The 26,325-nt window shown below is 68.5% G+C and carries 41 protein-coding genes; 26 read left to right on the forward strand and 15 right to left on the reverse strand.

Annotation, left to right across the window (positions count from 1 at the left end; translation table 11 throughout):
• The first annotated feature begins 11 nt into the window (after positions 1 to 11).
• Positions 12 to 215 carry a hypothetical protein gene (locus tag AC3IF3_RS20425; RefSeq protein ID WP_489230071.1) on the forward strand — a complete coding sequence of 68 codons (204 nt, stop codon included), beginning with the start codon at positions 12 to 14 and terminating at the stop codon, positions 213 to 215.
• 210 nt (positions 216 to 425) lie between these two features.
• Here the strand turns inward: AC3IF3_RS20425 and AC3IF3_RS20430 are convergent, their stop codons facing one another.
• The 4 genes from AC3IF3_RS20430 to AC3IF3_RS20445 all read right to left on the reverse strand — a co-directional run bounded on the left by AC3IF3_RS20430 (position 426) and on the right by AC3IF3_RS20445 (position 2,301).
• Positions 426 to 809: a DUF4031 domain-containing protein gene (locus tag AC3IF3_RS20430; protein ID WP_489230072.1), complete on the reverse strand. Its 384-nt coding sequence runs from the start codon at positions 807 to 809 to the stop codon at positions 426 to 428.
• Positions 810 to 1,016: 207 nt separating this feature from the next.
• Positions 1,017 to 1,355 (reverse strand): hypothetical protein, encoded by a 339-nt coding sequence (locus AC3IF3_RS20435; protein WP_489230073.1) that lies wholly within the window; start codon positions 1,353 to 1,355, stop codon positions 1,017 to 1,019.
• A gap of 45 nt (positions 1,356 to 1,400) precedes the next feature.
• Complete coding sequence (locus AC3IF3_RS20440) at positions 1,401 to 1,709, reverse strand: hypothetical protein (protein WP_489230074.1); 309 nt, start codon at positions 1,707 to 1,709, stop codon at positions 1,401 to 1,403.
• Positions 1,710 to 1,728: 19 nt separating this feature from the next.
• Entirely contained in the window at positions 1,729 to 2,301 is a 573-nt protein-coding gene (locus AC3IF3_RS20445; protein WP_489230075.1) for a hypothetical protein, read from the reverse strand.
• A 128-nt stretch (positions 2,302 to 2,429) separates the two neighbouring features.
• Here AC3IF3_RS20445 and AC3IF3_RS20450 point away from each other — a divergent pair, with 128 nt between their 5' ends.
• A complete protein-coding gene (locus AC3IF3_RS20450) occupies positions 2,430 to 2,762 on the forward strand; it encodes a hypothetical protein (RefSeq protein WP_489230076.1) in 333 nt (110 codons plus the stop codon).
• Here the strand turns inward: AC3IF3_RS20450 and AC3IF3_RS20455 are convergent.
• The 7 genes from AC3IF3_RS20455 to AC3IF3_RS20485 form a co-directional block, all read right to left on the reverse strand.
• Positions 2,738 to 3,229, reverse strand: coding sequence for a hypothetical protein (locus tag AC3IF3_RS20455; protein WP_489230077.1), 492 nt, complete (start codon positions 3,227 to 3,229; stop codon positions 2,738 to 2,740). The two genes, AC3IF3_RS20450 and AC3IF3_RS20455, sit on opposite strands and share 25 nt — an antisense overlap.
• 113 nt (positions 3,230 to 3,342) lie before the next feature.
• The gene (locus tag AC3IF3_RS20460) at positions 3,343 to 3,774 is read right to left on the reverse strand and encodes a hypothetical protein (RefSeq protein WP_489230078.1); all 432 of its coding nucleotides are present in this window, start codon (positions 3,772 to 3,774) and stop codon (positions 3,343 to 3,345) included.
• Positions 3,774 to 4,154 carry a hypothetical protein gene (locus AC3IF3_RS20465; protein WP_489230079.1) on the reverse strand — a complete coding sequence of 127 codons (381 nt, stop codon included), beginning with the start codon at positions 4,152 to 4,154 and terminating at the stop codon, positions 3,774 to 3,776. Before AC3IF3_RS20465 ends, AC3IF3_RS20460 begins: the two co-directional genes overlap by 1 nt.
• Before the next feature lies 1 nt (position 4,155).
• The gene (locus tag AC3IF3_RS20470; protein WP_489230080.1) at positions 4,156 to 4,386 is read right to left on the reverse strand and encodes a hypothetical protein; all 231 of its coding nucleotides are present in this window, start codon (positions 4,384 to 4,386) and stop codon (positions 4,156 to 4,158) included.
• Positions 4,386 to 4,952, reverse strand: coding sequence for a hypothetical protein (locus AC3IF3_RS20475; RefSeq protein ID WP_489230082.1), 567 nt, complete (start codon positions 4,950 to 4,952; stop codon positions 4,386 to 4,388). The genes AC3IF3_RS20470 and AC3IF3_RS20475 overlap by 1 nt, the downstream gene beginning before the upstream one ends.
• Positions 4,953 to 4,989: 37 nt before the next feature.
• Positions 4,990 to 5,535, reverse strand: coding sequence for an antA/AntB antirepressor family protein (locus AC3IF3_RS20480; RefSeq protein ID WP_489230083.1), 546 nt, complete (start codon positions 5,533 to 5,535; stop codon positions 4,990 to 4,992).
• A gap of 81 nt (positions 5,536 to 5,616) precedes the next feature.
• Complete coding sequence (locus AC3IF3_RS20485; protein WP_489230084.1) at positions 5,617 to 6,363, reverse strand: helix-turn-helix domain-containing protein; 747 nt, start codon at positions 6,361 to 6,363, stop codon at positions 5,617 to 5,619.
• An 83-nt stretch (positions 6,364 to 6,446) separates the two neighbouring features.
• Here AC3IF3_RS20485 and AC3IF3_RS20490 point away from each other — a divergent pair, with 83 nt between their 5' ends.
• Positions 6,447 to 6,725, forward strand: a complete 279-nt coding sequence (locus AC3IF3_RS20490) for a transcriptional regulator (protein WP_489230085.1) — start codon at positions 6,447 to 6,449, stop codon at positions 6,723 to 6,725.
• Positions 6,726 to 6,778: 53 nt separating this feature from the next.
• On the opposite strand, the gene AC3IF3_RS20495 is transcribed toward AC3IF3_RS20490, so the two are convergent.
• Both AC3IF3_RS20495 and AC3IF3_RS20500 read right to left on the reverse strand, forming a co-directional pair.
• A complete protein-coding gene (locus AC3IF3_RS20495; RefSeq protein WP_489230086.1) occupies positions 6,779 to 7,300 on the reverse strand; it encodes a DUF4145 domain-containing protein in 522 nt (173 codons plus the stop codon).
• A gap of 570 nt (positions 7,301 to 7,870) precedes the next feature.
• Complete coding sequence (locus AC3IF3_RS20500; protein ID WP_489230087.1) at positions 7,871 to 8,386, reverse strand: hypothetical protein; 516 nt, start codon at positions 8,384 to 8,386, stop codon at positions 7,871 to 7,873.
• Positions 8,387 to 8,603: 217 nt separating this feature from the next.
• Here AC3IF3_RS20500 and AC3IF3_RS20505 point away from each other — a divergent pair, with 217 nt between their 5' ends.
• The 7 genes from AC3IF3_RS20505 to AC3IF3_RS20535 all read left to right on the forward strand — a co-directional run bounded on the left by AC3IF3_RS20505 (position 8,604) and on the right by AC3IF3_RS20535 (position 12,279).
• Positions 8,604 to 8,891 carry a hypothetical protein gene (locus tag AC3IF3_RS20505; RefSeq protein ID WP_489230088.1) on the forward strand — a complete coding sequence of 96 codons (288 nt, stop codon included), beginning with the start codon at positions 8,604 to 8,606 and terminating at the stop codon, positions 8,889 to 8,891.
• A 176-nt stretch (positions 8,892 to 9,067) separates the two neighbouring features.
• Positions 9,068 to 9,289, forward strand: a complete 222-nt coding sequence (locus AC3IF3_RS20510) for a hypothetical protein (protein ID WP_489230089.1) — start codon at positions 9,068 to 9,070, stop codon at positions 9,287 to 9,289.
• Between the two features lie 76 nt (positions 9,290 to 9,365).
• Positions 9,366 to 9,719 carry a hypothetical protein gene (locus tag AC3IF3_RS20515; RefSeq protein ID WP_489230090.1) on the forward strand — a complete coding sequence of 118 codons (354 nt, stop codon included), beginning with the start codon at positions 9,366 to 9,368 and terminating at the stop codon, positions 9,717 to 9,719.
• A complete protein-coding gene (locus AC3IF3_RS20520) occupies positions 9,716 to 9,934 on the forward strand; it encodes a hypothetical protein (RefSeq protein WP_489230091.1) in 219 nt (72 codons plus the stop codon). Before AC3IF3_RS20515 ends, AC3IF3_RS20520 begins: the two co-directional genes overlap by 4 nt.
• Before the next feature lie 173 nt (positions 9,935 to 10,107).
• The gene (locus tag AC3IF3_RS20525) at positions 10,108 to 10,533 is read left to right on the forward strand and encodes a hypothetical protein (RefSeq protein WP_489230092.1); all 426 of its coding nucleotides are present in this window, start codon (positions 10,108 to 10,110) and stop codon (positions 10,531 to 10,533) included.
• Positions 10,526 to 11,734 (forward strand): DUF7146 domain-containing protein, encoded by a 1,209-nt coding sequence (locus AC3IF3_RS20530; protein ID WP_489230093.1) that lies wholly within the window; start codon positions 10,526 to 10,528, stop codon positions 11,732 to 11,734. Before AC3IF3_RS20525 ends, AC3IF3_RS20530 begins: the two co-directional genes overlap by 8 nt.
• Positions 11,734 to 12,279, forward strand: coding sequence for a hypothetical protein (locus AC3IF3_RS20535; protein ID WP_489230095.1), 546 nt, complete (start codon positions 11,734 to 11,736; stop codon positions 12,277 to 12,279). Before AC3IF3_RS20530 ends, AC3IF3_RS20535 begins: the two co-directional genes overlap by 1 nt.
• 16 nt (positions 12,280 to 12,295) lie before the next feature.
• On the opposite strand, the gene AC3IF3_RS20540 is transcribed toward AC3IF3_RS20535, so the two are convergent.
• Together AC3IF3_RS20540 and AC3IF3_RS20545 are read right to left on the reverse strand one after the other, a co-directional pair.
• Complete coding sequence (locus AC3IF3_RS20540) at positions 12,296 to 12,538, reverse strand: hypothetical protein (RefSeq protein ID WP_489230097.1); 243 nt, start codon at positions 12,536 to 12,538, stop codon at positions 12,296 to 12,298.
• A 96-nt stretch (positions 12,539 to 12,634) separates the two neighbouring features.
• The gene (locus tag AC3IF3_RS20545) at positions 12,635 to 12,910 is read right to left on the reverse strand and encodes a DUF1488 family protein (RefSeq protein ID WP_489230099.1); all 276 of its coding nucleotides are present in this window, start codon (positions 12,908 to 12,910) and stop codon (positions 12,635 to 12,637) included.
• Positions 12,911 to 13,013: 103 nt separating this feature from the next.
• Here AC3IF3_RS20545 and AC3IF3_RS20550 point away from each other — a divergent pair, with 103 nt between their 5' ends.
• From AC3IF3_RS20550 to AC3IF3_RS20625, 16 genes are all read left to right on the forward strand, one after another.
• On the forward strand, positions 13,014 to 14,531 hold the full coding sequence (locus AC3IF3_RS20550; protein WP_489230100.1) for a DUF5906 domain-containing protein: 1,518 nt from the start codon (positions 13,014 to 13,016) through the stop codon (positions 14,529 to 14,531).
• 61 nt (positions 14,532 to 14,592) lie between these two features.
• Positions 14,593 to 14,736, forward strand: a complete 144-nt coding sequence (locus AC3IF3_RS20555; protein WP_489230102.1) for a hypothetical protein — start codon at positions 14,593 to 14,595, stop codon at positions 14,734 to 14,736.
• Positions 14,737 to 14,968: 232 nt separating this feature from the next.
• Positions 14,969 to 15,940: a hypothetical protein gene (locus AC3IF3_RS20560; protein WP_489230103.1), complete on the forward strand. Its 972-nt coding sequence runs from the start codon at positions 14,969 to 14,971 to the stop codon at positions 15,938 to 15,940.
• 193 nt (positions 15,941 to 16,133) lie between these two features.
• Positions 16,134 to 16,298: a hypothetical protein gene (locus tag AC3IF3_RS20565; RefSeq protein ID WP_489230104.1), complete on the forward strand. Its 165-nt coding sequence runs from the start codon at positions 16,134 to 16,136 to the stop codon at positions 16,296 to 16,298.
• Between the two features lie 281 nt (positions 16,299 to 16,579).
• Positions 16,580 to 17,125 carry a hypothetical protein gene (locus tag AC3IF3_RS20570; protein WP_489230105.1) on the forward strand — a complete coding sequence of 182 codons (546 nt, stop codon included), beginning with the start codon at positions 16,580 to 16,582 and terminating at the stop codon, positions 17,123 to 17,125.
• A gap of 34 nt (positions 17,126 to 17,159) precedes the next feature.
• A complete protein-coding gene (locus AC3IF3_RS20575; protein ID WP_489230106.1) occupies positions 17,160 to 17,348 on the forward strand; it encodes a hypothetical protein in 189 nt (62 codons plus the stop codon).
• 32 nt (positions 17,349 to 17,380) lie between these two features.
• Entirely contained in the window at positions 17,381 to 19,573 is a 2,193-nt protein-coding gene (locus AC3IF3_RS20580) for a terminase gpA endonuclease subunit (protein ID WP_489230107.1), read from the forward strand.
• Positions 19,574 to 19,577: 4 nt separating this feature from the next.
• Positions 19,578 to 19,808 (forward strand): gpW family head-tail joining protein, encoded by a 231-nt coding sequence (gpW, locus tag AC3IF3_RS20585; protein ID WP_489217980.1) that lies wholly within the window; start codon positions 19,578 to 19,580, stop codon positions 19,806 to 19,808.
• Positions 19,805 to 21,040, forward strand: a complete 1,236-nt coding sequence (locus AC3IF3_RS20590) for a phage portal protein (RefSeq protein ID WP_489230109.1) — start codon at positions 19,805 to 19,807, stop codon at positions 21,038 to 21,040. The genes gpW and AC3IF3_RS20590 overlap by 4 nt, the downstream gene beginning before the upstream one ends.
• 135 nt (positions 21,041 to 21,175) lie before the next feature.
• Positions 21,176 to 21,409, forward strand: a complete 234-nt coding sequence (locus tag AC3IF3_RS20595) for a helix-turn-helix transcriptional regulator (RefSeq protein WP_489230110.1) — start codon at positions 21,176 to 21,178, stop codon at positions 21,407 to 21,409.
• Positions 21,406 to 21,771: a hypothetical protein gene (locus tag AC3IF3_RS20600; protein ID WP_489230111.1), complete on the forward strand. Its 366-nt coding sequence runs from the start codon at positions 21,406 to 21,408 to the stop codon at positions 21,769 to 21,771. Before AC3IF3_RS20595 ends, AC3IF3_RS20600 begins: the two co-directional genes overlap by 4 nt.
• Before the next feature lie 41 nt (positions 21,772 to 21,812).
• Positions 21,813 to 22,115: a hypothetical protein gene (locus AC3IF3_RS20605; RefSeq protein ID WP_489230112.1), complete on the forward strand. Its 303-nt coding sequence runs from the start codon at positions 21,813 to 21,815 to the stop codon at positions 22,113 to 22,115.
• A gap of 152 nt (positions 22,116 to 22,267) precedes the next feature.
• Complete coding sequence (locus AC3IF3_RS20610; protein ID WP_489230113.1) at positions 22,268 to 23,683, forward strand: DUF5906 domain-containing protein; 1,416 nt, start codon at positions 22,268 to 22,270, stop codon at positions 23,681 to 23,683.
• Between the two features lie 436 nt (positions 23,684 to 24,119).
• Positions 24,120 to 24,695: a MarR family transcriptional regulator gene (locus tag AC3IF3_RS20615; protein ID WP_489230114.1), complete on the forward strand. Its 576-nt coding sequence runs from the start codon at positions 24,120 to 24,122 to the stop codon at positions 24,693 to 24,695.
• A 180-nt stretch (positions 24,696 to 24,875) separates the two neighbouring features.
• The gene (locus tag AC3IF3_RS20620) at positions 24,876 to 25,433 is read left to right on the forward strand and encodes a hypothetical protein (RefSeq protein ID WP_489230115.1); all 558 of its coding nucleotides are present in this window, start codon (positions 24,876 to 24,878) and stop codon (positions 25,431 to 25,433) included.
• Positions 25,434 to 25,467: 34 nt separating this feature from the next.
• The gene (locus AC3IF3_RS20625; RefSeq protein WP_489230116.1) at positions 25,468 to 26,106 is read left to right on the forward strand and encodes a hypothetical protein; all 639 of its coding nucleotides are present in this window, start codon (positions 25,468 to 25,470) and stop codon (positions 26,104 to 26,106) included.
• Positions 26,107 to 26,325: the final 219 nt, after the last annotated feature.

Below are 26,325 nucleotides of genomic sequence, written 5' to 3' on the forward strand. Positions count from 1 at the left end.
GGGAGGCGCCTATGGCTCGCGACATGAGCGGGGACGCGACGTTGACGCCGGAGGAAGCCGCGCTGGTCGAGCGCGTCAGGCGGAAGCGTCTGGCCGAAGATGGCCGTCCGGAAGAGAGCGTCCCGGGCGACAAAATCACGCCTGAGAACAAACCGCCCGGCAGCGTCCCCGAGGAGGAGGAGCCCGGTTTGATCGACTCGATGCGGGGGATGTAGCGCCTTAAAGGCCACGGCTCTCGCGCTCCTCGCGCACGGCGACGACTTCGGCTCCGGGGAAGCACGCCAGGACTGTGCGTACGAGCAGATCCCCGGCGACCGGGCGTTTGCGGCGGTCGGTGTCGGACCAGCGCTGGGTGCGGCTGCACCACTTCGGAGAGCAGGCGTGGGGCTGGAGCGGGTGTCCGCACTGGTCGCAGCGGGGCGCGATCACAGGAGCGCTCCTGCGGTCGCATCATCGCGCCGGATGATGCCGTCTGCGGGCTTGCCGGCCTTGATCCGGACCTCCTCGATCGTCGCGGCACGGCCTACGAGCCCGCGCCGCTGCGCGTCGAAGTAGCTGGCCCCGTAGCGGTCGGTCTCGATCGCGCCGACCTGAATCGCCAGAGCGCGTTTGGCCTTGGCGATGTCGAAGTGGACCCAAGAGGCATCGCGGTGCTTGCCGAACGACAGCGTCGGATGGCCCTGAATCCACTTACGGGCGACCCCGATGCGATCCACCATGGCGAGCAGCTCGTCCAGGCCGTCGGCCCAGAGGTGGCACATCATCATGCGGCCGAAGGGGAAGATCGGCTGATCGACGTAGCAGGCCATGGCGCTACCGCCCGACCTGAGGGGCGGCCGGCTCTGCCGACTTCGGCGAACACGTCCAGCGCACGCTCGTAGCCCAGCCGCCGAACGTGTCGCGCGCTTTCCGGCCGGCCGACTCGCACGCCGCGTTCGAGCTGTACTCAGCAGTCGTCAGCGTCATGCCCGTCGTGGTCGAGCTGGTGGACAGATAGAGGATCAGGATCCAAGCACTCATGCGACCCGCGCCCCGACCTCGGGCTCGATCGCCGGGACCTGATAGCCGCTCCCCTGCCGCGCCCGGATCGCCTGCGCCTGTGCCACGAGGATCCGCCCTTCGACCCGCCCGGACGGGAGAATCTCCGGCACATGGTCGAGGCCGGCGATCAGACGTCGGGCGTCGTCGCGGTAGGCCTCGATCTCGGCCTCGGCGAAGCCCGCGGCGGTGAGGTGCGCGTAGGTGCATGCGCCGTCGGCGGCCGCGTGACGCTGCATGGTCTCCGCCATCAGGAGGACGCGGGCGATACGGTTCTCGGCCGACTGGGCGGCGCGGACCTGGGACGGGGAGGGCATGCGAACTCCGGGTGCGTCAGGTGACGGGGAGGGCGGCCGCGGCGCTCAGTGCGCGTCGGGCGACGGGTCGAAGTCGAGGGCGGCTCGGGCCCGCTCAACGGCGCAGAGGAAGTCGATGAAGGCGCGGGCATCCGGCATCGCCCGCACGCGCTCAGAGGCCATCTCCAAGCACTGCGCGGCGAAAGAGATCAGGCACAGCGGCGAGCAGCCGACGTCTGAAAGCTGCACGGTGATTGAGTGATCGGCGCTGTCGCCCTCGGCCACGCCGACCACGAACCCAGCGGAGGGCCGCGCGGCGATCCGGTTGTAAAAGGCGGTCAGGGCCTCGGCCTCCTCGGCAGGACAGCGGTGCATCGGCTCCTCCGGGTGAGATTCAGGACGCACGACGCCCGCGCTGGAGCGCCGGCAGGTGGGTGCGGAAGGCCGCGATCAGGCGGTCGGTGACCTCGGCCGGCGGGAGCCAGCGCCAGACCCTCGGGCCGGGCTCGATCGGCGGTGTCATCGCGTCGATCGCCCAGGGCCGGGGGGCGGGGCCGCGGCGGTAGAAGTCGCGGCGCTCGGTGGCGAGCGCGCGCAGATCGATGTGCTTGACGGCTTGGGCGGTGAGCGCGTCGGGGCGGTCGAGGCCGGCGGCGGCATAGATCGCGACGTCGTGCCGACGCTCCATCTCGGCTCGCACCCCATCGATGAAGTTGGCCAACGCGCCGCCGCGCTCGGGCCCGAACAGGTCGAGCGCGACCGCGCGCGTCGCCTCCTTCATCGGCGAGGTGACGTCGCCGACCCGTGCTTCGTGGCAGTCGTGCAGGAGCCAGTGGGCGCGCACCGCGGCCGTCGGGCACAGGTCGAGGCCGATCAGCGTGTGCAGGCCCACCGATACCGGCGTCAGGCTGTTGCCGGACGAGCGGTTGAGGTGGGCGAGCGCGTGGGCGATCTCGGAAAAATCCACCTCGATCGGGGAGGGGTCTGCCAGTTCAATCGGAAGACCTGTGCAGGATGGCATCCATGTCATTGGACCGCCTCCAATATTGTGTTAGCGGCCAGAAGTCGGGGGACGCCACTCAGGAGAGTGCGCTTATGACTGATGTGACGCCCACTGCGCCGGATGCGAACGCCTTGGCGTGTGAGATGTCGGGCCGGGCTTTCCAGGCTTTGGCGATCCTGTTCGAGATGGCCAACCCCGGCGAGTACCTGAACGCTCAGATGAAGATCCGCCGCTACGTCATCGACAGCTTCCGCAGCATCGAAGCGACCTTGGACGATGACGTGACAGCGCGGGAGGATTTTCGGTCCGCCGTGCTGCGCGTGCGCACGCTGCTGGATGAGACCGTGGTGAACGTGGAGCGGATGAGCGAGGCGGCAGACGTGGCGAGCGGCGCAGATCATCACGCCACCTCCTCGGCGAGCTGACGGGCGCGCATCCGCTCGGCGGCGGCGTGGAGCGCGACGATGTGCGGCTCGAAGCGTCGGGCGATCGGCGTCGGCCACAGGTGAACGAGGCGCCCCGCGTTCGCGAGCGCGCGCTGCGCCTCGCCGGGCAACCCGCAATTCAGATGTGCCGACGCCAGCCGGCACGTGGCCCACGCCATCAAGGCCGCCTCCGCGATGGCGTTGGTCGGGATGTTGTCGGGCGCGCCCTCGAATAGGTTCTGATCCAGGCCGACGTTCGCCTGCGTCCGCCACGTGCCGATGGCCGCAAATAGGATCTCGGCCGTACGCGCGGGCGGGTAGAGCAGCACCTCGGCGAGTGCGGCCGTCGGCAGGGGCGCGAGCCAAGCCGCGACGCAGCCGCCGGGGACGCGGACCCCGCCGAGGTTGTCGGCGATGCGCTTGAGGTAGCCGGGGCGCAGGACAGCGGGGAACGCGATCTCGCTCATGGATGCGGGCTCCGATGCGAGCGGCATTGCGTTCGGAAGCGATCAAGCCGCGGCGCGACGACGAGCCAGCCGAGGCACAGGACGAAGATGAGGGCGCCGTACATCGCGTCGCCTCAACCGCTGCTGTCGACGTCGTGCGCAGCCCCGCACTTTGTGCAGGTGTAGCGGCGCAGGCAGTTGCCGATCGTCTTGCTGCGATAGTCGTGGGCGCAGGCGGACCAGCGGAAGTATCGAACGGGCCGGCCCTCGATGTCGGAGCCCGACGGGCTGAGGACGGCGAAGCCGCCATCCGGCAGATGGCCATGTCCGCGGAACAGGATCGTGACGTGACACCATCCGCCGTCGATCTTGCGTGACTGCTGCCACGTCCAGAGCGTGGGGCTGTTCTCCGTCTGGGAGGACCAGAACGACTGCGGCGTGAGCTCCTCAAGGTTCGGGAGCGGCCATCCGGGCTCTGCCCAAGACGTCTGGAGGTCGAGCGCCTTTCGGAAGGCCGTCTCGTAGTTCGGGCGCGACTTGTCCGACACCATCTGGCTGATGAGCATCACAGCCGCTCCCCGGTGGCGCGGCAAGCGACGCCGCCGCCGATCAGGCGTTTAAACGGGCTCCCACGACCGCCCGGCATCGGCCGCCGGCTGCGTCCCGCCGTGAAACCGAACACGGCCGCACGCTTGCGCTTGGCCCGCGCGATCCGGGCGATATCTCCGTCCGGGCCGGCCGTCTTGGCGTCGGCGCAGGCCCCGTGGACGATGGCACGATTGCCGAGATTGTTCGTGCCCGCGAGCCCGAGCGCTCGCAGGTGTTCGTCGCGCGTGGGCTCGCCGGGGATGATCGGCTCTTCGCACAGCGGGCACAGGCCTTCCTGCGCGTCGAGGAGCGCGACGCACTGGATCGGGGTCAGGCGGTCACGGCGCTCGATCCGCATCTCAGCCCCCGACCCGATCGTCGAGGCGGGCGCGGGCGACCACGAGGTTGGTGATCGCGGCGTCGAGGATCGTGCGCAGCTCGGTCGCGTTGCGCACGGTGTCGGCGGAGAGCGTCGAACCCGCCGCGATCACCGCGTTGGCCAGGCAGTCGTAGGCGAGCGTCAGGTGACGCTCGGCCTGGGCGCGGGCGGTGCGTTCGGTGATCGTGGGCAGGCGCGCGACCTGGGCCATCACGCCAGCTCCGCGCGGGCGGCGAATGCCTGGGCCAGCTCGTCGGCCGCGCGGGCGAGATCCTTGGCCGCCTGTTCGAGCGTCCAGGCGTTGCAGGCGGTGTCGGCCGCGTACCGGCGGCGGGCTTCGCCGAGCTGACACACGAGCGCGTCGACCCGGGCGAGTCGAGCGTCTGCCGCCATCCGAGCGCCGGAGACGTCGTTCTCGACGGCGGGGAGAACCCGGACCGTCAGACCGGTGGCCGGGTCGCCGAACGTCCCGCATGCGGCGAGGTCGGCAAGCAAGCTGCGCTTCTCGAACTTGGTCAGGCCGTTCTGGTCCAGGCAGAAGCGCTCGAAGGTGACCGCGGGCCCATCGTCGACGGAGACGAGGGTGCGCCTCCCGACGTAGTAGCCGCCCGTCCCGTTGGGTTCGGCGCGCAGGCCGGGTCCGTCGGAGGGATGGGTGCGATCAACTTCGTCGCACAGCACCAAACGGACGCGACGCTGAGTCAGGTCTTCGCGTAGGGCGGTGAGGACGTGCGGGAGCGGGGCAGCGGTCGGCGCGAGGCCGGCGGGATCGAGCATGGCGGGCTCCATCGACGTTGGGCTGGACGAGGGCGGATCAGGCGTGGCCGCGGACTGGCCGCTCGGGCCAATCGAGCGGAAGTTCCGATTGGGCAGGAGGTCGCTGCATCTCCGGCATTGCCGGGAGATCGAGAGCGAGCCAGAGGTGCCGCGCGGCAGCGGCGCCGTGAGTGCGCTGACAGAGGGCAACCAAGCGGATACGGACCGCGATGCTCTCAGCAACGGCCGGATGAGATGCGAGGCCGGAGGCAACCGCGTGCAAGCGACGCTCGGCCTCAATGAAGTGCCTACGAACGGCGCGGCCTTGGTCGTTGTTCTCGACCATGGCGAGTTCCTTCGCCGTATCAAGCGTCAGGTGGAATTCCGTGGCCGGGCGTCCGCCGAGGTTTTCGCCAGATCTGGCGAAAACCTGTTCGGTCACGAAATCGGCGCCAGCTTGGAAGCCGTACTTGGCAAGGCGCGCCTTGATCCAGTTTGAGAAGTCGCGACCAACATCCAGAAAGGCATGAAGGTCGCGAGCGTGGACTGTTTGCACGAGGTCATTGCCGACCGCGCGAGGTCGGATCGTCGGGAAGGCGGGCACGGGCGGGCTCCATCGCTATGACACGATGAAAGCACGGCTTGCATTTGCTTGCAAGCAAAAATGTAAGTGGGGCTTGGGCCGCTAGGCCCCGACCAGCTCGTGCCAGGGGTAAACGCGGTGGACGGCCTTCACGTCGGCGACAGGCAGATCAATCTCAGCCGCCGGATTGAATTGACCCAGACGTATTGTTGTCGGACTTCGCTTCAGCAGCTTCTTAATGTAGCCGGGACCGGCCATGTCATCGACGGGCGACTTCAGCTCAACGACAACGTAATCACCGATAGCAGGGGCCCTAACGGGGCTTACAAAGATTAGATCTCCGGGCTCAAATCGCGGAGACATACTATCGCTTATTACATATACTGCATAGATCTGTGTTTCGGTTGAGATTCCGTTTGGTCTCACGGTATGCTCATCAATCGATCCATTAAAGTAGAAGTCGCCGGAGGCTCTACCATCGCCTGCTGCCACTACTCCATAGACAGGCACGTCCCGCAACATTCTTGTTTTAAATGGAAAGCTTTCATCTCGATCAGCGACACGCACAAAGTCCGGCGTGGTCTTATCTGATTTTGGGCTCTGTGCGGCAGGCTCTTGGAATTCCAGACGATAACCAATAGCATCAAATTCGTAGATTGCTTTAGCGCTGTCGGGCAGATCTATAAGCCTACATAAGTCACCGTAGTTTTCTATACTCGGCTTAGTCTTTCCCGTTTCCCATTGCCCTACTGCCGAGTAGCTTACGCCTAACTCGGCACCGACCTGCGTCTGCGTCAGACGCTTGGCTTTCCGCGCGGCCCGTAGAGCCTGTCCGAACTCATTCTCCATGAGCGCCACTGTAAGGCCGCCCTTCCGCGGTTCAATGAAAGTGTCACTTGCATTAACGCTTGCATCGTGCTTACATCGCCGACATGAGCGACGTAGACGAACAGCGCGCGATTGATCTTGCGAGAGGCCAACAGGGGCTTCAGCTCGCTTTGGAGCGCGCTGGCGGTCCCGTCGCTCTCAGCCGCGGGCTCGGCATCACTTCACAAGCCATTGGGCAGTGGGATCGAGTGCCGCCATTGCGGGTCCTCGACGTAGAGCGCGAGACCGGGGTCTCTCGTCATGATCTGCGTCCCGACCTGTACCCATCGACCGAAGTGAGGCGTCCGGCGCCCCACCCCCATCCCGCGGGAGCGCCCCTCTGATGCGCTCCTGCGATCCCGTCAGCTCCGAGGGCCGGCACGTTGGGCATTCGGCTTCACGCCTGCTCGTCGGGCGGCGTCCAGCCGGGCAAGATCGACTCCGCTGGTCGCCCGCGGCGTACCGCGACATCCGTGGGGAAGGTGATCGTGTAGCGCAGAACCGCGTCGGCGAAGTTGCGTCCGGCCTCCATGTCCTCGGCAGTCAGTTCGTCGCCATCGTGGACTGCCTCCTTTCGCACGAGCCGGACCTGATGCGCCCAGTCGCCGATCTCCGGCGGCAGAAGCTTCTTGGTCAGCAACGTGCCGATCATCTCGTTGAGCATTCCCTTGATTCCTGGAAAGCGCCAACGCAGGCCTGCCTCCAGAGCCTTGGCGTACATGGCGACTGCGGCGTCGGGATTGCCGAGCCTGTAGTTCTGCTCGCCCTGCTCGAACGCACGCTTGATGTGCTGCGGCAAATGCTGCGGCGTCCGATGCGGGATGTTGGTCGGGAAAACGTTTTCCACGGTCAGACCGAGCGGCTCAATGCCGGTGTTGTTGCTGACCAGAGCGTTTGCCGAACCATCGAAACCCGCCAATGTATGTGCAGTTCCAGTTCGAAAGAGTACAAAACCGACCGGCTTGTTGCACTGAATGCAGTAAGACTGCGCACTGATCCGTCGCGTCGTAGACTGGGTAGGCGATTGGATCATCCGTTCTTCGGCAGTGAGCGGCCAAGACCTCGCGTGTGCGATCGGGAAAGAGTTGTTCTGCGTATCGCAATGCGGACACGTCGCTTGGATAGCTGCCATGTCTGATCACCTTGAAACTAGCCACGAGATGGTTCGAGCTGAGCATTCTATCCGCGAAGCGCTCGCAAAGCCGAGTCAAGGTTCACGCCTCGACGCAGTAATGCGGGCGTACTGGAACACGCCTGCCGTCGAGCGCGACGCCTTTGTTCTCGTGCTCGCGGGGAACCTGACGCTGCGTCCAACCCCACACCTTCACCCCGAGGGAGTGCGGGCGTGATGCGCGTTCAGATCCTTTCGCCAATCAGGTCTACTCCGGAGCGCTCCGATGCGGCCCTTTTTCGCTTCCCTCACGCCGATCGACTGGGCGCTGGCGATCACGGACCTGGCGGTGATCGTCCTCGGCATCGTGGTGGTCCATCAGGGATTGAGGATCGTGAGAACCGGGAGACGCTGACGCGAGATTTCCGACGACCCGCGCCTGTACTCCAGGCCGAAGCTGATGTGCGCGTCCGAACCCAGGCGCCTCCCTTTGTATGCATAAATTTCGCACCCAAATTCACGGCCTTCTTGCGGTCCAAGCTTCATTTGAAGGTTGGCGTAGTTCAGCGCGCTGGGATCTGTGAGTTCAATCAGTGGAACCGCGCAAATTCGGCAGTTTGTCAGGTTGACGATGCGGTTGCTGTCGGAGAAGAGCTTTTCAACGAAGATCGGCACTTCATCTCTGTTCGTGATTCGAACCGTGATCTCCCATGGCCCGAGGCCATCACAAGCAGGTGCGTCAATCTCCACGAGCGGCTTCTTGGCATCGATGTCTCGCTGATCCTTTCGACGAGCGAGCGCGAAGTTGAAGACAGAAACTGTGAACGCGCCGAGAGACACTGCCAATGCGGCGCCGGACATGCCGATCGTCCAGTAATCTTTGGTTTCGAGCATGCCAGTCCCACAGCTTCCATCGGTGGTGTTGCAGCTCCGATGGTAGCAGCGCGGACGGGTCGCGCCAGCGCGCCCGGCCCGTCCGCGTCTGACAAACCTCTGTGCGCGTGGCGTCAGCGGGGCGTCGTGCGAGGCTTCTGGATCGGCGTGCCGCTGACCCTGACGCTTTGGTACGCGCTGACCTACGCCGCGCTCTCCCTCACGGGAGGGCTGTGACGTGGCCCACGACGACATCCGTTTCCTTTCGCCCGCCGACCAGTCCATGACCTGTCCGGTCCGCGGCGGGGCGGCGGCCGGGGCGATCCCCTCACGATCCCCGGCCGCCCGTCTGATCCCCGACCCGTTCGGTCTGACGACCGCCGACGGGTCCGTGCGCGTATCCGTGTTCCACCCGCACGGTGAGCGCACCCTGCGCGTCAGCGTGCGCGGGCTGGCCGTCGACGCCATCGTCGACGACGCCGCGCGCGCCGCACTCATCGCCTTCCTGACCGGAGACGCGCCATGACGCGCCCGGTCGCCCCAGCTCCGCGGGCCGTCGTGCCGCCCTCGGCCGCGGAGATGCCGGTTCGGCATCCGAGACCCGAAACTGACCGGGGCCGAGGGGCTTCGAGCCCTTTCGCTCCGGTCCCTTTCGAGCCGACCCTCCCGCCTCGCCTCGTCCCCAGCCCGACCCTGTCCCGCGTGACGGCCGGGGGCGACGCGTGGCGCGCCTATCAGGGCGCCCTGTTGCGCCAGCTCTGCGACGCGCTCGAATTCGACTGCGCCTCGCTGTTCGATGATCTCACCGTGGAGACGGCGGCCGCCCTCGCTCTGAGGTCGGCCGCCCCGTCCCGTCTCTCGATCGCGCCGGTGGAAGCCCGCCAAGGTCTGACCGCCGCGATCGCACCCGGAGCCGCGTCCTGACATGGCCGCCAGCTCCGTCATCGCCCCTCCTTTCGCCAAGCCAACTTCTCCGATGCATTCAGCATCGGAGAAGTTGATGCGAAGGTCTGGTGCAAAGTTCGCCCACTTCGCGGCGATTGAATCCCAGCTTTGGGTGGAGGAGTGGCGCAAGATCCACCCGGTCAAGCCGCAGCAGTGCGTCGCCGACATGCTCGACGCGCCCGTGCGCACGGTCGAGAAATGGTTCACCGGCACGGCCCGACCGTCCTTCGACTGGTGGGGGCCGATCATGCACTCCTACGGACCGGAGTTCTTCGCGGCCGGCATGCGCACGCCCCCGGCCTGGCTCGACTTCGCCGCCCGCCGCGAGCGCAAGCAACGCCTGCTCCAGCAGAAAGCCGACATCGACGCGCGGCTCGCGCTCGACGCCGGGGTGGAGGCGCCCCTGTGACGCGCGCCTTCCGCTTCTACTGGCACCGCTTCCGCGAGTGGCGCCACCGCGTGCTCGCCGAGCGCGCCGGCGACCGCTTCACCCATCACTGCGATCGCGCCGACGCCCACGAGGCGGCCGCCGACCGCATCCTCTGCCCCCCGGGGACGGGTCCGCCCCCGGAGGCGTCCCCGGTGGTGCGCCGTCCCGCGCCCACCCAAAGCGACTGGCCATAGATCCGCGTCACGCGGACGGGCCGACGTCTCCCGCCGCGTCAGCGCGGGATCGATGATCCTCGGGGGCTATCCGAGACACGCATCGCACGACCCGCGGCCCACCATGGCCGGCGGTCGGCTTCGCCGTGTCCGGGCCGCCCCCGAGACCCCGCAACCCGGACCGGTCACGCGCCATGGCCAAGCGACGTTCACCCCTGGCTCCCCGCCCCCCCGAAGCCGATGCCGAACGGCGTCGCCGCCGTCGCGAGCGCGCGGCCGACGTTCGTGCCGCACGCTCGGCGGTGGTCAAACCGGGGAATACTCCGGACACTCTGCCCGCACCGCAGCTCTCCCGTGCCGACCAGCAGGCGCTGCGCCAAGATACGCTGATCGCCCGCGCTGCTGCCCAGCGCCTCGACGTCGAGCTTCGCGCGGCGCGGACCGATCAGCACCGCTCCGATCGCGCCCGGTCCGAGGCCGTCGTTGCCCTGGCCCGCCTCCACGAGCGCTACGCCGCCGCCCTCGACCGGCTGCGGGCGGCCGACGCCCGCATCGCCGGCCTGGAGGCGCAGAACGCGCTCCTGCGCGCCCGGCTCGGCCGCGAGGTCGCCGATGGCTGACCTCGCCCAGTCGGTCGCCTTCGACGCCTGGATCGACGAGGCGCGGAGCCACGATCTCCTCGCCTATGCCCGGACCCACTCGCCCTCCTTGCGCCGCCAGGGCTCGGAATGGGTCGGCCCGTGCCCGGCCTGCGGCGGCCGAGATCGATTCTCCATCGCCCCGCGCAAGGGCGTCTTTCATTGCCGCGCCGCCGGCCGCGGCGGCGACGTGATCGCGCTCGCCCAGTACGTCGAGGGCCTGGACTTCCTCGGTGCCGTCGAGAGCCTCACCGGCCGGCCCGCGCCCGGCCGCGACAGCGCGGAGACGCCGGAGGATCGGGCCCGGCGCCAGGCCGCCCAGGAGGCGCGCCAGGCCGCGGTCGCCGCCGAGGCGCACGCCCGCAAGGTCGCCGAGGACAGCTTCCGGATGGCGGAGATCAAGCGGGCCCGTCGGTTCTGGACCGCCGCCGCCCCGCTCGTCCCCGGTTCGGCCGCGGCCGCCTACCTGCATCGGCGCGGCGAGCTGGCGGCCCCACCCGGGGCGCACCTGCGCTTCTCGGCCGCCCACCCCTATGTCCAGCCGGGCCACGGCGGCCGCCCGCACCGGACGCTACACGTCGGACCGGCGCTGCTCGCGGGCCTGACCGGCGCGGATGGTCGATTCTGCGGGGTCCATCAGACCTGGCTCGACCCGAACAGCGCCGACGGCAAGGCGGCGATCGCCGATCCCGACACCGGCGAGATCCTGCCCGCCAAGAAGGTCCGCGGCTCCGTGCTCGGTGGCCGCATCGAGCTGGTGCGCCGGACCGACCCGACCGTTTTGATCCTCGGCGAGGGCATCGAGACCTGCCTATCGGTGTTCTGCGCGCTGGCGCGTCGCGACCTGCCGCTGGCCGCCGAGGCCGCCGTCTGGTCGAGTGTGAGCCTCGGCAACCTCGCCGGCGCGGCGCTCGACCGCGTCCGCCACCCCCACCGCGCGCGACGCGACGGGAAGGCGGCGCGCGTGCCGGGCGTGATCCCGGATCCCGACAGCCTCGCGCTCACGATCCCCGACGCGGTGCGCGTGGTGATCCTGCTGGGCGACGGCGATTCCGACCGCTTCGACACCGAGATGGCGCTCGCCCGCGCCAAGGCCCGGCTGACCCGCCCCGGTCGCCACGTCGGCATCGCCTGGGCCGAACCCGGCCGGGACTTCAACGACATGCTCCGGAGCGCCGCGTGATGGACGCGCTTGTCCTGGCTTCACCGATGACCCTACCGCCGATGAACCCCGATATCCGGGCCAGTGGCCTACCGATCCGCCTGCTCGCCGAAGACGCGATCCGGCGCGCCAAGGCCGCGCTCGCCAAGCGGGCCGTGCCCGAGCCGGCCGCCCCCGTCGAGCCACCTGAGCTGCCGCCCGCCGAGGAACCAGCCGCCGCAGCGCCCATCCCCGCCGCCGCGATCGTGACGGTGGTAGCTAGCGCCGCCCCCGCGCTCGACCTCGCCCGCACGCTGCGCGGGTTCACGCTGCTCGATCTCTACGTTGAGGCGCGGCGCGCCGCGACCGACGCCGCGCTCCAGCACGAACACCTGGAGGGCTTGGCCGCCGGGCGCACCTACGGCGACCGCTCGCTGCTGCCGGGCTTCAACACGCCCGAGAGCTATCGGATCGCGGCGTTCGAGGCCAAGCGCCGGGCCGAGATGGCCGGCGCCACCGCTGATTTTTTGCGGGGGTTACTCGGCCAAGAGGGCGCGCTCGCCGACCTCTTGACGACAACGGAGTAAAGCTATGGCCCAGACGCTACGGCTGCAACTCGATATCGGTATCCCCACCAGTCGCACCAACCGCTCCACCGGGCCTATAGGCGTCGAGCGCCAAGTAAGCCTCCGTGGCGGTCAGACCAACTCGCTCCATGTCGGTGAGCAACGCCAAGATATCCCCGTCGACCGGCTCGCCGGCCTCCTTGCGCGCGATGAGACCGTTGACCATCGCAAGGTCGTCGCTCGGCTCGTCGTTAAGGTCGGTCGTGGTGGGGATGGGCATGAAGGCTCTCTTGTAGGACGGCTTTTGGACCTAGGGCGGCCGGCCGAGCACGGCCACACCGTGCCCGGCAATGCGAGCCGGTGGGTGACAGCCGCGTCAGTCGAGATTCGCCTCGTCGAGGTCGACCCACCCGCCCCGCGGACCTTCGCGGTCGTATTGCTCGCTCGCAGCATCCTCGACTGCGGCGCTGTGGCCGTGAAACACGGCCAGCGGATCGAACGGTACGCCCACGCCGTCGACCAGCCCGCGCAACGCAGCGAACGACACCCGGCACGGCACGAGCGTGTCGCCGTCCCGCATGGCGAACCGGACGTGCGCCTCGGTGCGCAGGTCGACCGCCGCCTCCAGCAGCCAGTCGCTCTCCAGCGGCATCAGGCCCCTCGCGGTTCGCGGCCCTGCATCGCGCTGCCCACCCCGCCGGTCAACCGGCCCCGCACGTGACCATCCCCGCACGTGACCATCCAGTGAGCCCGCCGTGAGCGCCGATGATCCCACCGACCGCATCGCCCGCATCATCGCGGACGCCGCCGAGGCCGACCCGGAGGCGGCTGACGACGTTGGCGCGCCCTTTGACGACGTCGCCGAGGGTGATTCCGACGCGCCGGTGCCGGACGCGGACGGCGACGCGCCGCTCGTTCCGCGCCCGATGGGCTTCGACGTCGAGCGCATGAACGCCGAGTTCGCGCTTGTGCTGATGGGCTCGAAAGCCGTCATCATGCAGCAGCAGGCCGAGGGGCCAATCGAGGACCGGGTTAAGCTTCTGACCCTCGACGCCTTCCGGGCCTGGTTCATGAACCGGCCGACCGAGCACCTCGACAAGGACGGCAAGATCAAGCGCACGACCTGGGCCGCCGCGTGGCTCGTTGCCCGCTCGCGCCGCCAGTATCGCGGGATCGAGTTCTACCCGGACCCGGAGAATGCTCCCAATACCGAGGGCTACTTCAACCTCTGGCAGGGCTTCACGGTCACGCCGCAGGCGAAATCCAGCGGCTACTCGATCTTCTACGATCACCTACTCACCAACGTCTGCGGCGGCTCGAAGACGCTGGCCACCTGGGTGTTCGGCTGGTTCGCCCACATCATGCAGCGCCCGCGCGAGCGGATCGGCACGGCCCTCGTCTTCCGCGGCAAGATGGGCACCGGCAAGTCGACGATCGGCGAGGTGATGGGCTCCCTGATCGCCAGCCACTACTTCCTGGTCGACGATCCCCGCTACCTCGTGGGCCAGTTCAACGCCCACATGGCGAGCTGCCTGCTGCTCCAGGCGGATGAGGGATTCTGGGCCGGCGACAAAGCGGCCGAGGGCAGGCTCAAGGGGCTGGTGACGGCCGAGACGCAGATGATCGAATCCAAGGGCGTCGATCCGATCCGACTCAAGAACTACGTGCGCCTGCTCATCACCTCGAACAACGACTGGGTGATCCCGGCCGGCAAGGACGAACGTCGCTTCGGCGTGATCGACGTCGGCGACGGATGCGCCCAAAACGGCGAGTACTTTGCCGAGCTGCACAAGCAGCTCGCCGACGGCGGCCGCGAGGCGTTGCTCCACGACCTCCTGCACTTCGACCTGTCGAGCGTGAACCTACGCCAGATCCCGAAGACCGAGGCGCTGCTCGAACAGAAGCTGCGCTCGCTCGACGCCGTCGAGAGCTGGTGGTTCGAGCGGCTCGCTGCCGGCACACCGACCGCCAAGATGGAGTACTGGCGCTGCGACATGCCGATCGACGAATTGTTCGACGACTACATCGCCAGCGCGGACAAGATCGGGATCAAGCGCAAGTCCGAGATCACGAGCTTCGGGATCAAGATGCGCCGGCTCGTGCCGGGGCTGAAACGCGAGCGCATCAGCGTCAGCGACGGCCACGTTGGCCTGAAGCGCCTGTGGTGCTACGTGCTGCCCCCGCTCGACGACGCCCGCGTCCTGTTCGAGACCGAACTCTCCCAGCCTGTGGCTTGGGATGAGGACCCGAAGCCTGGAGAGACCGGGAGCTAAGGGGGGAATCGACCTCTCCCGATCCGCTCTGTCCCACGTCGAGGTAGGACACCCGGGGGAGGTGGGTCAGGCCAAGTCGTTGATTTTATTGGCACTGTCCTACCTGTCCTACCTGTCCTACCTTTTTTCGCGCCCGCGCGCGCGAAACGCGCTCCCCCCTTCGATCCCGATCTCCCGCAGCGGCGAACCGGCGCTCGAAATGTGATTCACGGGAGAAACAGGTGGGACAGGTAGGACAGGTAGGACGGCGCCAATGAAATCAGCGAGTTAGCGTGTCCCACCTTCTTTTTAAGATCTTCGAGAAGTAGGACAGGTAGGACAGAACCGCCGCGCCCAACGCGGCTAAGCTTTTGAAAGCCTTCGATAATATTCCCGCTCTACGCTTCGATCCTAGCCCGCGCCGCAAACCGCCCGCGCTGGCCCGAGCGAGGCTCACCATGCGCAAGCGGATCGGGATCGAGGCGTTCCTCAAGTGGGCTTACCGGGACGAGCTGCCTAAGGCGCAGTGCGAGGTAGGCGACGTCGGGCCGGCCGGGTTCGGGTCAGGCATGGGCGGCGTGATCGCGATGGCCGAGGTCGGCGCACTGGTGGACTACGCCCGCGAGAACCGCTGGGGCGTGATCCCCGACCGGTATGCGAACGACGACCCGCACCCGGATGCCATCCGGGCCGCCGAAGCAATGGAATCCCTCGACGTGCTAGAACTCTGTCTGCCCGGCGATTGGAACCCGATCACGGATCTGGGCGACGTGGGCCTGCTCCACCGCATCGACCTCGACGCGGGCCGGCTCGGCCGTGCGGCGGTCGATGAAGCGCTCGCCGATCTGACTGCGGTGGACGCCAAGGGCGACCGAACGCTCAAGGGCGGCGTGCGCCGCCTCGTGATGCGCTTCGCGGTGCTCAACGGAGAGCCCGGCTGGGAGATCGAGCCGCCTGCGGTCAAGATGGTCTGCGTCGGCAAGGGCCGACCGGGCTGGTTCCGGCGCGAACTCGTGCAGGGCGCGGACGGTCCTTATGAGATCGAGGTCGACGGTTTCGACCGCAAGCGGCGCATGCCGTTCCCCGATGCCTACCAGAAGCCATACCTCTCCCCGAACCCGGTGGAGGGTATCGTCGACCGCGGCCAGCACGAGATCTACGTGGCCGCGCTCCACCTCCTGCACGCCGAGCTTGTGGACAAGCTGGAGCGCTTCGCGATCGAGCCACCGGTCCGCCCGGCGCGGCCTTGGATGGACGATGTCGCCTTTACCCCTCGCATTCTGCGCGGCCGCCGGCTCAAGCCGCTAAAGGATCGTGTCGACCCGACACCCATGCCCCAGACTGAGTTTGCCGCGCCTGCGGGCCTTCCCCGCGCCCTTGCGCGCCCGATCCGCAAAAATTCGCCGGTTCGGCACGTGGTGACAGCTTGACAGTATGACAGATGTTTTGATAGCAACGGGCTAGGGTCTTCATGACCTGAACAACCCCGTCGGTTCGCCCGGCGGGGTTTTTCGTTGAGCCCGCCCGGCGCGGCCCCGACGAGGCGCCGCCTGTCGGTTCGTAGGCGCACCGCACGGGCGCCCGCCTGCGCCGGGCATTACCTCACAAGTCTGGATGTCCGCCATGGGCTGCCGCTGCGCCGAGCGCCGTGACGCCCTTCGGGGCATCGCCCGCGCCATCGGTCGGGCGGACGCACGGACGGCAGCGCGCGGCGCGCAGACAATCGCCCGGTCGCTCAACCGGGACGCGCAGGATCTGGCCAAGCGGCTCACGCCCCGCCGGACCTGACCTGAGACATTCGAGACGCCAGCCAACGGCCTCCTCACGCTGTCAGCGGAGGCGCACGGCTGCGCCCCTCGGTCGCCCGATCCACGGGCGGCCGAGGGTGAACTTCCCCGGCCCGGACAGCGCGTGGCCGACCGGTCACACTCTGTTGCGGGCCTGCCACAGTCGGGAGCCCCCGGCCCCGGGCGCGGGTCCCTCCCGGGCTCGCCGGTCTTGCGGGCTTTAAAGGCGCAGGTTTTTTCTAGTGGCTCGGTTTTCAAACCGATGCACAGAACGGCACAGACATGAGCACGGATCGCACAGATCTGGTCTCGATCTCGGAGCTGCATCGCCGCCTGACCGAGGCCGGCCAGAAGACCAACCGCTCGACGCTGTCGCGCTACGTGACGCGCTACGCCGACGCGCTCAACCCCGTGCGCCAGGGCCGCGACACCCTGGTGTCGTACGCGGCCTTCGTGGCGCATCGCGGCGAGAACCTGAACGTCGCCGACGAGGCCCCCTACGCCGATCGCAAGCACGGCGCGGCCGCCAAGGCGCGCAAAGAGGAGGCCGACGCCGGACTGCGCGAGATGGACCTCGCCGAGCGGCGCGGTCTGCTCACCTCGGTCACCGAAGTGCGCGCCGCCGGCCTGGAGGCGATCGCCAAGATGAGCGGCGCCTTCGACATCGCGCTTCAAGACACGGCCGACCGGCTCGCCGGCGCGACCGGCGCCGACCCCCGGGTGATCCGCCCGCACCTGCGCAAGCTCAAGGAGCAGGCGCTCGACGAGTTCCGCCGTTCGCTCACCGCCGGCCTTCAGATCGAGGCGGGGGAGGCGGCCGGCGTCTGACCTCGGGCGGTTCTGCCCGCGCCGGAGTGGATCCATGGGCTACGTGTTCCTCGCGCTGATCGTCGCCTTCGTTCTGGTGCCCCGTCTGTGGCGCTACGCGCTCGCCGACGTGCTCGCCGCCCATCGCGTGCGCACTGCGGCCTCGCGGGCGCACCGTTCGACCTTCCGCGAGCGGCTGCGCCGCTCCGGCCCGTGGATCTGGCGCCAGGGCGCCCAGGCCTAGGGGCCTCAACCGCGCCGGAGAGAGGCCGGCCCATGGCGAGGACACTTCAGGCGCGGGTGGCCGACCTGCCGCTCGGCCGCGAGGTGCTGTTCGGCGCCCTGCTGGAGGCGAGCGAGCCGGTCGAGGAGCTGACCGTCTCCCAGCACGCCGACCGCTTCCGGATCGTGGCGGCCGAGTCGGGCTCGCCCTTCCCGGGGCCGTGGCGCACCGACCGGATGCCCCATCTGCGCGAGCCGATGGACTGCCTGCACCCGGACCATCCGGCAGCCAGCGTCACGCTCAAGTGCTCGGCGCAGATCGGCAAGTCCGAGATCGTCGTCAACTGGTTCTGCTTCATCGTCGACCGCGCCGCCGGCCCGATGATGACCATGCTCCCCTCGCTCGACGAGGCGATCAAGTTCAACCGGGTCAAGCTGCAGCCGGCGATCGACGCCAGCCCGAAGATCCGCCACCGCGTCGCGGCCGAGAACTCGCGCGACGAGGCCGCCTCGACCACCTCGTTCAAGCGCTTCGTCGGCGGCTTCAACCAGATCGTGACCGCCAGCTCCTCGAAGGGGCTGCAGATGGTCTCCATCCGGTACATGGCTCGCGACGAGGTCTCCGAGTACCCTTTCGACACCGACGGCCGCGGCGACCCGATCGAGCAGTCGCGTGCGCGCCTCAAGGCCTACACGGGCCTGGGGCTCGCCAAGGAGCTGAACTGCTCGACCCCCGGCATCGCCGGCCGGTGCCGCATCACGGCGATGTACGAGGCCGGCGACCGCCGCCGCCGCTACGTGCCGTGCCCGCACTGCGGCGCCTTCCAGATGCTCGTGCCCGAGCGGATGCAGGCGCCGGCCGCCTCGACCGGCTGGCGCACGACGTTCACGTGTCAGGCCTCCGACTGCGGCGCGCTGATCGAGCAGGCCGATCGGAGCGACATGCTGGCCGCCGGCCACTGGGTGCCCACGCGGGTCGAGCCGGGCCAGCCCGCCGTCCCGGAGGTCATCCCGGCCGAGGCGATCGCGGCGTGGCTGTGCGACCCCTGCACCGGCCGGTGCCGCGCGTGGCAGCCGAGCTACGCCATCTGGGCGGCCTACTCGCCGCTGGAGGCCTGGACCGACATCTGGCGGCGTGGGCAGGCGTCAAAAGCCAACCCGGTGCTCATGAAGTCCCACGTCCAGCAGGACCTGGGCGAACCCTACGAACCGAAATCCGACGCGCCCGACGCCGACAAGCTCCACGCCGCCCGCGAGGAGTACGCCCCGCGGGTCGTGCCGTACCCTGCCGCCGTGCTCACCGGCTTCATCGACGTGCAGAACGACCGCCTGGAATGGGCGGTCTGGGCCTGGGGACCGCGCGCCGAGGGCTGGATCGTCGACCGGGGCATCATCGCCCACCCGCCCGAGCGCGACGAGGCCTGGGATGAGGTCGACGAGCTGCTGATCCGGACGTACCCGACGCAAGGCGGCGGTCAGATCCTAGTCGACCGCTGGGGCATCGACACCGGCAACAAGGCGACCGAGCTGTACCTGCGCGTCAAGGGCCGCTCGCACCGCCTGATCGCGTGCAAGGGCGCCAACCGTCCGGACGCGCTGCCCAACCGCCGCACCGAGGGCAAGATCCACGACAAGCACGGGCGGGTGATCGAGAAGGTGCCGCTGAACCTCATCGGCAATTTCGGGATCAAGAGCCGCATCTACCAGGGGCTCGCCAACCTCGTCGCCGGGCGCGACGCGGGCGGCAAGTTCCCGGCCGAGACCCTGCACCTGTGCGCCGAGCTGATCGACGAGGACCAGTGCCGCCAGCTCACGGCGGAGATCCTGATCGACCCGCGCGAGGAGGCCAAGGGCAACGCCCGCCGAGCGCTCCACCAGCGCTCGGGCGACCGGCGCGAGTGGATGAAGAAGGTCGGCCAAGCCAACGAGGCGCTCGACTGCGTCGTCGGCGCACGTGCGCTGGCCATCGGCATCGGCGTCGACGGCTTCTCGGCCGAGCGCTGGGCGCGGCTGTGGCGGCAACGCTGTGCGGTCGCCGCCGCACCGGACCTGTTCACGGCCGCCGATCCGGTCGCCGCGAGCGAGGCGTCCGACCCGGTGGCACCCGAGGTGTTGCCGGAGGTCGGCAACGCCCCGCGCAAGCTCCCGGCCATGTTCGGCCTCGCCCCGCAGCCCGCGGCCGGCGCCAAGCCCGAGGCTGACAAGCCCCGGGGCATGGCGGCGCTCGCCGCCCTCAACCGCAGGTGAACCGATGGTCACGCAGGCGATGCTCGATGCCGCCCGCGCGGCCTATCAGGATCTCATGACCGGCCGCCAGCTCGTGGAGATCCGCCACGAGGGGCAGGGCTACATGCGCTACTCGGCCGTCCAGGCCGGGCAGTTGCTCGCCTACATCAACAGCCTGGAGGCGCAGCTCGGGGTTCCGCTCGATCAGCGCACCGGCCTGCGGCGCACGCGCGGCCGTCGGGTGCTGTTCGGATGAGCGGCCCCCAGATCCTCGGGCCCGACGGCCTGCCGGTGGCCCGATCCGCCCCCACGCTGCCGGCCGCGGCCCGCGGCCTCGCCCGCTCAAGCCGGGCGATGGCGACCTCGTTCACCGGCGCCTCGCGCCACGACACCGACCTCGTGACGTGGGAGCCCCACAACCCGTCGGGCGCCTCCGCCCTGCTCGGCGAGCGCGATCCGCTGATCGCGCGGGTCCACGATCTGGCCCGCAACGATGGCTGGGCCTCGGGCGGCGTGACCCGCATCGTCGACAGCATCATCGGCGCCGGCTGGCGCCTCTCGGCCAAGCCGAACGCCCGCTCGCTCGGCCTCCGGACCCCCAAGGGCGAGGTCGATTACGACGCCGCCGACGAGTTCGCCTCGGACATCGAGGCGGCGTGGAAGGATTACGCCGACGATCCGGACTGCTGGTGTGACGTCGGCCGCCGCACCGGCATGGGCGGGATCCTCGCCCTCGCGTTCCGCCACCGGATGATGGATGGCGAGGCGCTGGCCGCGATCCTGTGGCGCCCGCGCGGCGGTCCGTTCGCCACCGCAGTGCAGGTGATCGACCCGGACCGGCTCTCGAACCCGCAGGGGCTCTACGAGCAGAAGGGCCTGCGCCAGGGCGTCGAGATGGACGCCGACGGCGCGCCGATCGCCTACCACATCCGCGTGGCCCACCCCGGCGACTGGTATGTCGGCATGGAGCCGTGGCGCTGGGAGCGCGTGCCGCGGGAGACGCGGTTCGGGCGCCGCGTCGTCGTCCACGCCTTCGAGGCCGACCGCGGCGAGGCCGTGCGCGGTGTGCCGCCGCTCGCCTCGGTGGTCAAAAAGCTCAAGATGCTCGGCCGCTACGACGAGGCCGAGCTGCAGGCTGCCGTGCTCAACGCGGTGCTGGCCGCCTTCATCGAGAGCCCGTTCGACCACGAACAGCTCGCCTCGATGATGGGCGACGAGCCCGAGGAGAGCCTGTCGGCCTACCAGAAGATGCGGCTCGGCTTCCACGACGCCGCGCCGATGCGCCTCGGTGGCGTGAAGGTCAACTTCACGGCGCCCGGCGAGAAGGTGACGCTGACCAACCCGAGCCACCCGAACTCGGTGTTCGAGCACTTCCAGCGCGCGGGCCTGCGCAACGTCGCCTCCGCGCTCGGCACCACCTACGAGCAGCTCTCGAACGACTGGGGGCAGGTCAATATCGAACGTCGAAAATCAATGCGTTTACAATAACTTGAGCCGCCTTTGGGCGGCTCGCTTGTTTCTGCCAAGCTTTCGGCCGCTGCCAAATAATTTCAACGGCTTATGACGGTCCGGGACCGCCTCCCGGCAACTCAACGCGACATAAACGCGACTTGGAGACGCGACATGCAGGCCGAAGAAGGCGATCTGCTCTATGGCGTGCCGGCCATCGCCCGCCACATGAACCTCAAGCCCGCGCAGGTCTACCACCTGCATGCCAATGGCACCCTCCCGCTGTTCAAGATCGGCGGGAAGACGGCCTGGAGCAAATCGGGGTGCGCCCGCTGGCTCGCCGAGCAAGAGGCTGCCGCGCGACGCGAGGCACCTTCGACTGAGGGCACATCCGAGGATCGCCCGTGACGGTGGCCCGCGTCGAGATATACCGCCGCAGTGACTTCGCCGCCGCTCCGCAGGTCCTGGCGGGCGCTACCCTCGAAGCCGGCGACCTCCCTACCGTCGCGGCGCGTCAACCGATGGCGCCATGCGGCCCTCTGGAGGATCGCGCTTCGCTCCTCGTCCGCATTGAGGCCTTCGGCGGTCCGCTCTACGCCGCCAGCGGCCACATACCCGACCCGACCCGCGAGCCGCGCACGCTGGTACTGCCCTATCCGGCACGCGTCGGGGCGACGCTGCTAGCGATCGGCCCCGGCGAGCGCATCGCCGTCATCCGCGCCGACGACCTGCCGCTTCCGCTCAAAACTGAGCGAAACGCTTCCGCCTGATCGAGCCGGCCGCCGGGTCGGACACCTGCCCGCGAGCCGCCATGATCCTCCACCGTCGTCTGGCCTTTGGCCGGATCGCGCGCGATGCCGCACGTCGCGCCGAGCCGCTGCTTACCGCTTGGCTACCCGACCTCTGCCGCCAGGACCTCGGGTGGAGAGCCGGCAACCCGCGATCCTCGGGCGGCACCGTCCTGCGGATCGAGCCGGCCGGCGAGTGGGACGATCCCGAGACCGGCGCGCATGGCCGCGATCTGATCGACCTCGCCGGCTTCCTCCACCAGCTCGGCCGGCCCGATGCCGCGCTCCTCGTCGCCCGCATGATCGGGATCCACCCCTATGCCTGACGCAATCGATCGGATCGTCGAGACCATCCAAGCTGCCACGAGTCCCGGCGCTATGAGCCAGGGGGACGTAGCCGGTCCCGAGAAATCGCGTGGGAAGGCCAAGGGCGGCAACCGACGCGGGGACGGCAGCTGGAGTTGGCGAAAACGTCACCGTGGCTGCCACGGGCCAAAATTCGAGGTCTGCTGACGCGTTCGGCGCGGCGACTGGCGGTGAGACGATCCGCACGAACGGCTACAGCGTCGAGCGTATGAACGCCGAGTGGGCGCTCGTGTTGATCGGCAACCGCGCCGTCATCATGCGTGAGCAGACGAACGGCCCGATTAAGGATCGCCTGCGCTTTCTGACGATCGACGCGTTCAAGGCGTGGCTCGCCAACCGCCACATGGAGATCACCGAGGCCGACGGGACGGTGCGCAAGGTGCCGTGGTCGGCCGCGTGGCTCGCGAGCCCCGAGCGGCGCCAGTACGTCGGCGTCGAGTTTCGGCCGGATCCCGGTCGAGCTATCGGCTCGGACGGCTATCTCAACCTGTGGCGCGGCTTCGCCGTGACGCCGATCCGAAAGGATCTCGGCTATCCAACCTTTGCCGATCATCTCCTCACCAACGTTTGCCGGGGCGATCCGCGGTTGTGCGCTTGGGTGTTCGGCTGGTTCGCCCACATGGTTCAGCGGCCCCGTGAGCGGGTCGGCACGGCGCTCGTCCTGCGCGGCCGGATGGGCACCGGCAAGACGAAGGTCGGCGAGATCGGCGGCAGCCTGTTCCCCTCGCACTTCTCCCTGGTGGACGATGGCCGCTACGTCGTCGGCCAGTTCAACGCGCACATGGCGAGCTGCTTGCTGCTTCAGGCCGAGGAGGCGGTCTGGGCGGGCGACAAGGAGGCCGAGGGCCGGCTCAAGAGCCTCGTGACCTCCTCGACGCAGATGATCGAGGGCAAGGGCCTCGATCCGTTCCAGATGGACAACTTCGTCCACCTAATCATGACCAGCAACGAGGACTGGATCGTCCCAGCCGGGAAGGAAGAGCGACGTTTTTGCGTAATTGACGTGGGCGATCACTGCGCACAGAACCACGAATACTTCGCCACTATGGACCGAGAATTGGCGGATGGCGGGCGCGAGGCCCTTCTCTACGACCTGCTACACTTTGATCTCAGCACCGTGAACGTCCGGCGCATCCCGGCCACGCCCGCACTGCTGGAGCAGAAGATCCGTTCCCTCAACCCGATCGACAGTTGGTGGTACGGGCGCCTCGACGCCGGGATATCGACCGCCGACGCGGACGGATGGGAACGGGAGGTCCCGCGCGCCAAGCTGTTCGGCGATTATCTCACCGTGTCGGACAAGATCGGCGTGCGTCGCCGCGCGGCCGAGACTGAGTTCGGTATGGCGCTGAACCGCCTCGTGCCTGGACTACGGAACGACCGCCGGACCGTCTACGATGGCGGGGAGGGACGGCGGGTCTATCACTACGTGTTGCCGGCCCTGAAGGCCTGCCGCGACGCGTTTGAGGCAGCGCTTGGCCAACCGATTGATTGGCTGTACAGTCCTGATCCTGACGCGGCCAACTGATCCGCGCGGCCAACCTCGGCTAACCAGCCCTGATGAGGTTGCCGCCGAGATCCCCGTTGCAATCCAGAGCTTTGGCGAACCCGGCGGACCTGCCCAACTTCACGCGGGTACGCGCACGCACGCGCGCCCGCGCGGATAGCTCTATTCTTATTCTTCTGTTTACCATTCAGGAACGCCACCGGAAGGGCGGCGCGCTAGCGACGGCTGTAGCGGGCAGGCGGCAGCGCCGCGTCGGGCGACCGCCGCGGATGGCGAGACCATCGGGCCGCCGCGGCCGGATGGTGCGGGAGGGGCGGGTAAGAGCCCGGCCGATCGGGAGCCCCCGGCGTCTTTGGGTCCCTCTGGGGTCAAAAACGAATTGCGGGCTATAGAGGCGCAGGTTCTTTCTAGTAGCGTGATGTCGAAATCACGCCTAACAGGCTAATAGGGGGCTGTGGTGACTAAGACCATTGCGTCATCTGCAATGCTCACAGTGGCGGAAATCGCCGATCGTGACGGCACATCTCGACCATCCGTGTCCGGCATCGTCAAACGACTTGTCGAGCAATATGACCTGACAGTCGAGCGCGATTCCCGCGGCCGCGTTGCCCGGGTCAACGTCGCGCAGTACGACCGCCTGCGCGACCGCCCCGGAACGACTAGCCGCCCTACCTCGGACGCCGCGCGCGCCTATGCCGAGGCCCGGGCGGAGAAGACGAAGAACGAGGCCGAGCGCAGTAGGATCGAACTGGACGAGATGCAGGGCAAGCTCGTGCCGCGAGAAGGCGTGATCGCCGCCGCTCACGAAGCCATCACCCTGTTTCGCGGCGCCTTCGACATGACGGCGGCACAGGTAGCCCCCGACCTCGCGCAGGCGGCCGGCGTCGGGCCTCACGTCATCCGCCCGTACCTGCGCAAGCTACGGGAGGAAGCACTCTCTGCCTACCGCCGCGCCCTGGCGGAAGGCCTCGGCCTACCCAAAGACCAGCTCGACGCGGCCGACGCTGCCGGCGTGGTGCCCGGCGGACCCTGACACGCCTCCCGGCGGTCGATTCCAGCCAATCCGGCCGGACCAAAAAATCGCGTCCCGCCCCGCTCTCTCCCGCGCTCCCTGCGGGCCGAACCCGTTCACCCGGAGACTTGATACATGTTAGACCCCATCCAGAATTCCAGCTTCGCCGACGATCGCACCCTGCACTTCGATCCGGTGCCGTTGCCGTTGCCGACCCGGATCGAAACGGACGGCGACCTTCACCGCTGGCGGCAGGAACACGCCGCCGCCGCGCTCCAGGTTCCCGATCTGGAGCGCGAGCGCCGCCGCATTCTCGCGAGCGCCACCATTGAGATGATCCGGAAGCTCGATGATGAGCTTGCGACCGCCCGCGTTCGGGTCGAACGCGCTGCGGCTGTCATCGAAGCCGCCGAAGCCCGCTTCGCCGAGCTGGCCGAACGCGAGCGGGCGGCGCAGCCGGAGCGGCGGCGGAAGCACGCCAAGGCCGTGAAGGCCCGTGCCGAGGCCGAGCGCATCGTGCGTGAGGTGTACGGTCCGGCAGCTCAGACGATCGCCGGGGCGCTGGAACAACTCGCCGGCCTCCAGGCGATCATCAGCGCGGCCGGCGAGCCGCCGGAAGGCGAGGTGCGTGTGCCGGATTACGAGGATTTCCGACATCCGCCGGAGGCGCACTGCTACGGCACGATCCCCCTGGCGACCACGGTCGTGCTGCCGCCGGTCACGCGCACCGAGCCAAACTTCTGGCCGCCCCGCCGTTGAGATCCACCCGTGCCTGAGCCCTCACTGGAGTGCAGTGACCATGACCAACGTATTCGCCGCCGTCCCGGCCAACCCGTGGGGAATCAAGATCCCGGCTGCGGCCTACGGGGCACAACAGCTCCCGATCCCTCAACCCGCCACCGTGGGCGAGGTGAAAACCCCGGCCTACCGGGACAAGCTGAAGGCCGCAGCCGAGGCTCAGATCAAGGCCAACGCTGAGGCGCACGCCGCGCGGCGCACCCAAGACGAGGCGCGACCGTACCGGCAGACGGAGCCCAGGAGCCAAGGCGTCACGCCGACCGGTGCCGCCGAGATTAGCGGACCCGCGCCCCGCGCGACCGTCCCCGTCTCCAGTGCCGCGCAGAACCATCCGCAGGGCCAGGGCAAGAGCCAGCACGAGACAGATCACGACCGCGGCGCCGCTGCGGCCCGCGCCCTGCTCTCCGGCGAGGCTATGGCTTCTCCCTTCGAGGCCACCACTGCCCCACGTCCGGCCGCGTCCAGCACCGCCGATGAACACCGCGCCCGGGGCGAGGCCGCGGTGATCGAGCTGATAGGCACGCCGGAGGAGCAGCGCGCCAACCGCGCGGCGCAGGGCACTGGTCTGGCGGCCGGTGGATCCGATGCCGCGGCTGGCGCCGCCGAGGCGCGCCGCCTCCTCGGGAAGGAATGACGGCCGAACGGCCGCACGAAGTGCGGGGCACTCTCTGACGGCGCCCGCGGCCCGTCGAATATCGGGAAGTCCAGCTCTGCGCCCCGCACCGGCTCTCGACCGGATATGGCAGTCAAGCTGGACACGGCCGCGCCCCTCCAGGGATTGACAAAAAACCATTCGGAATCAATGCGTCTTTCAACTATAATTTTAATCTATTTGGGGATAATAGCCAACACT

The sequence above is a fragment of the Methylobacterium sp. J-118 genome (assembly GCF_057836565.1).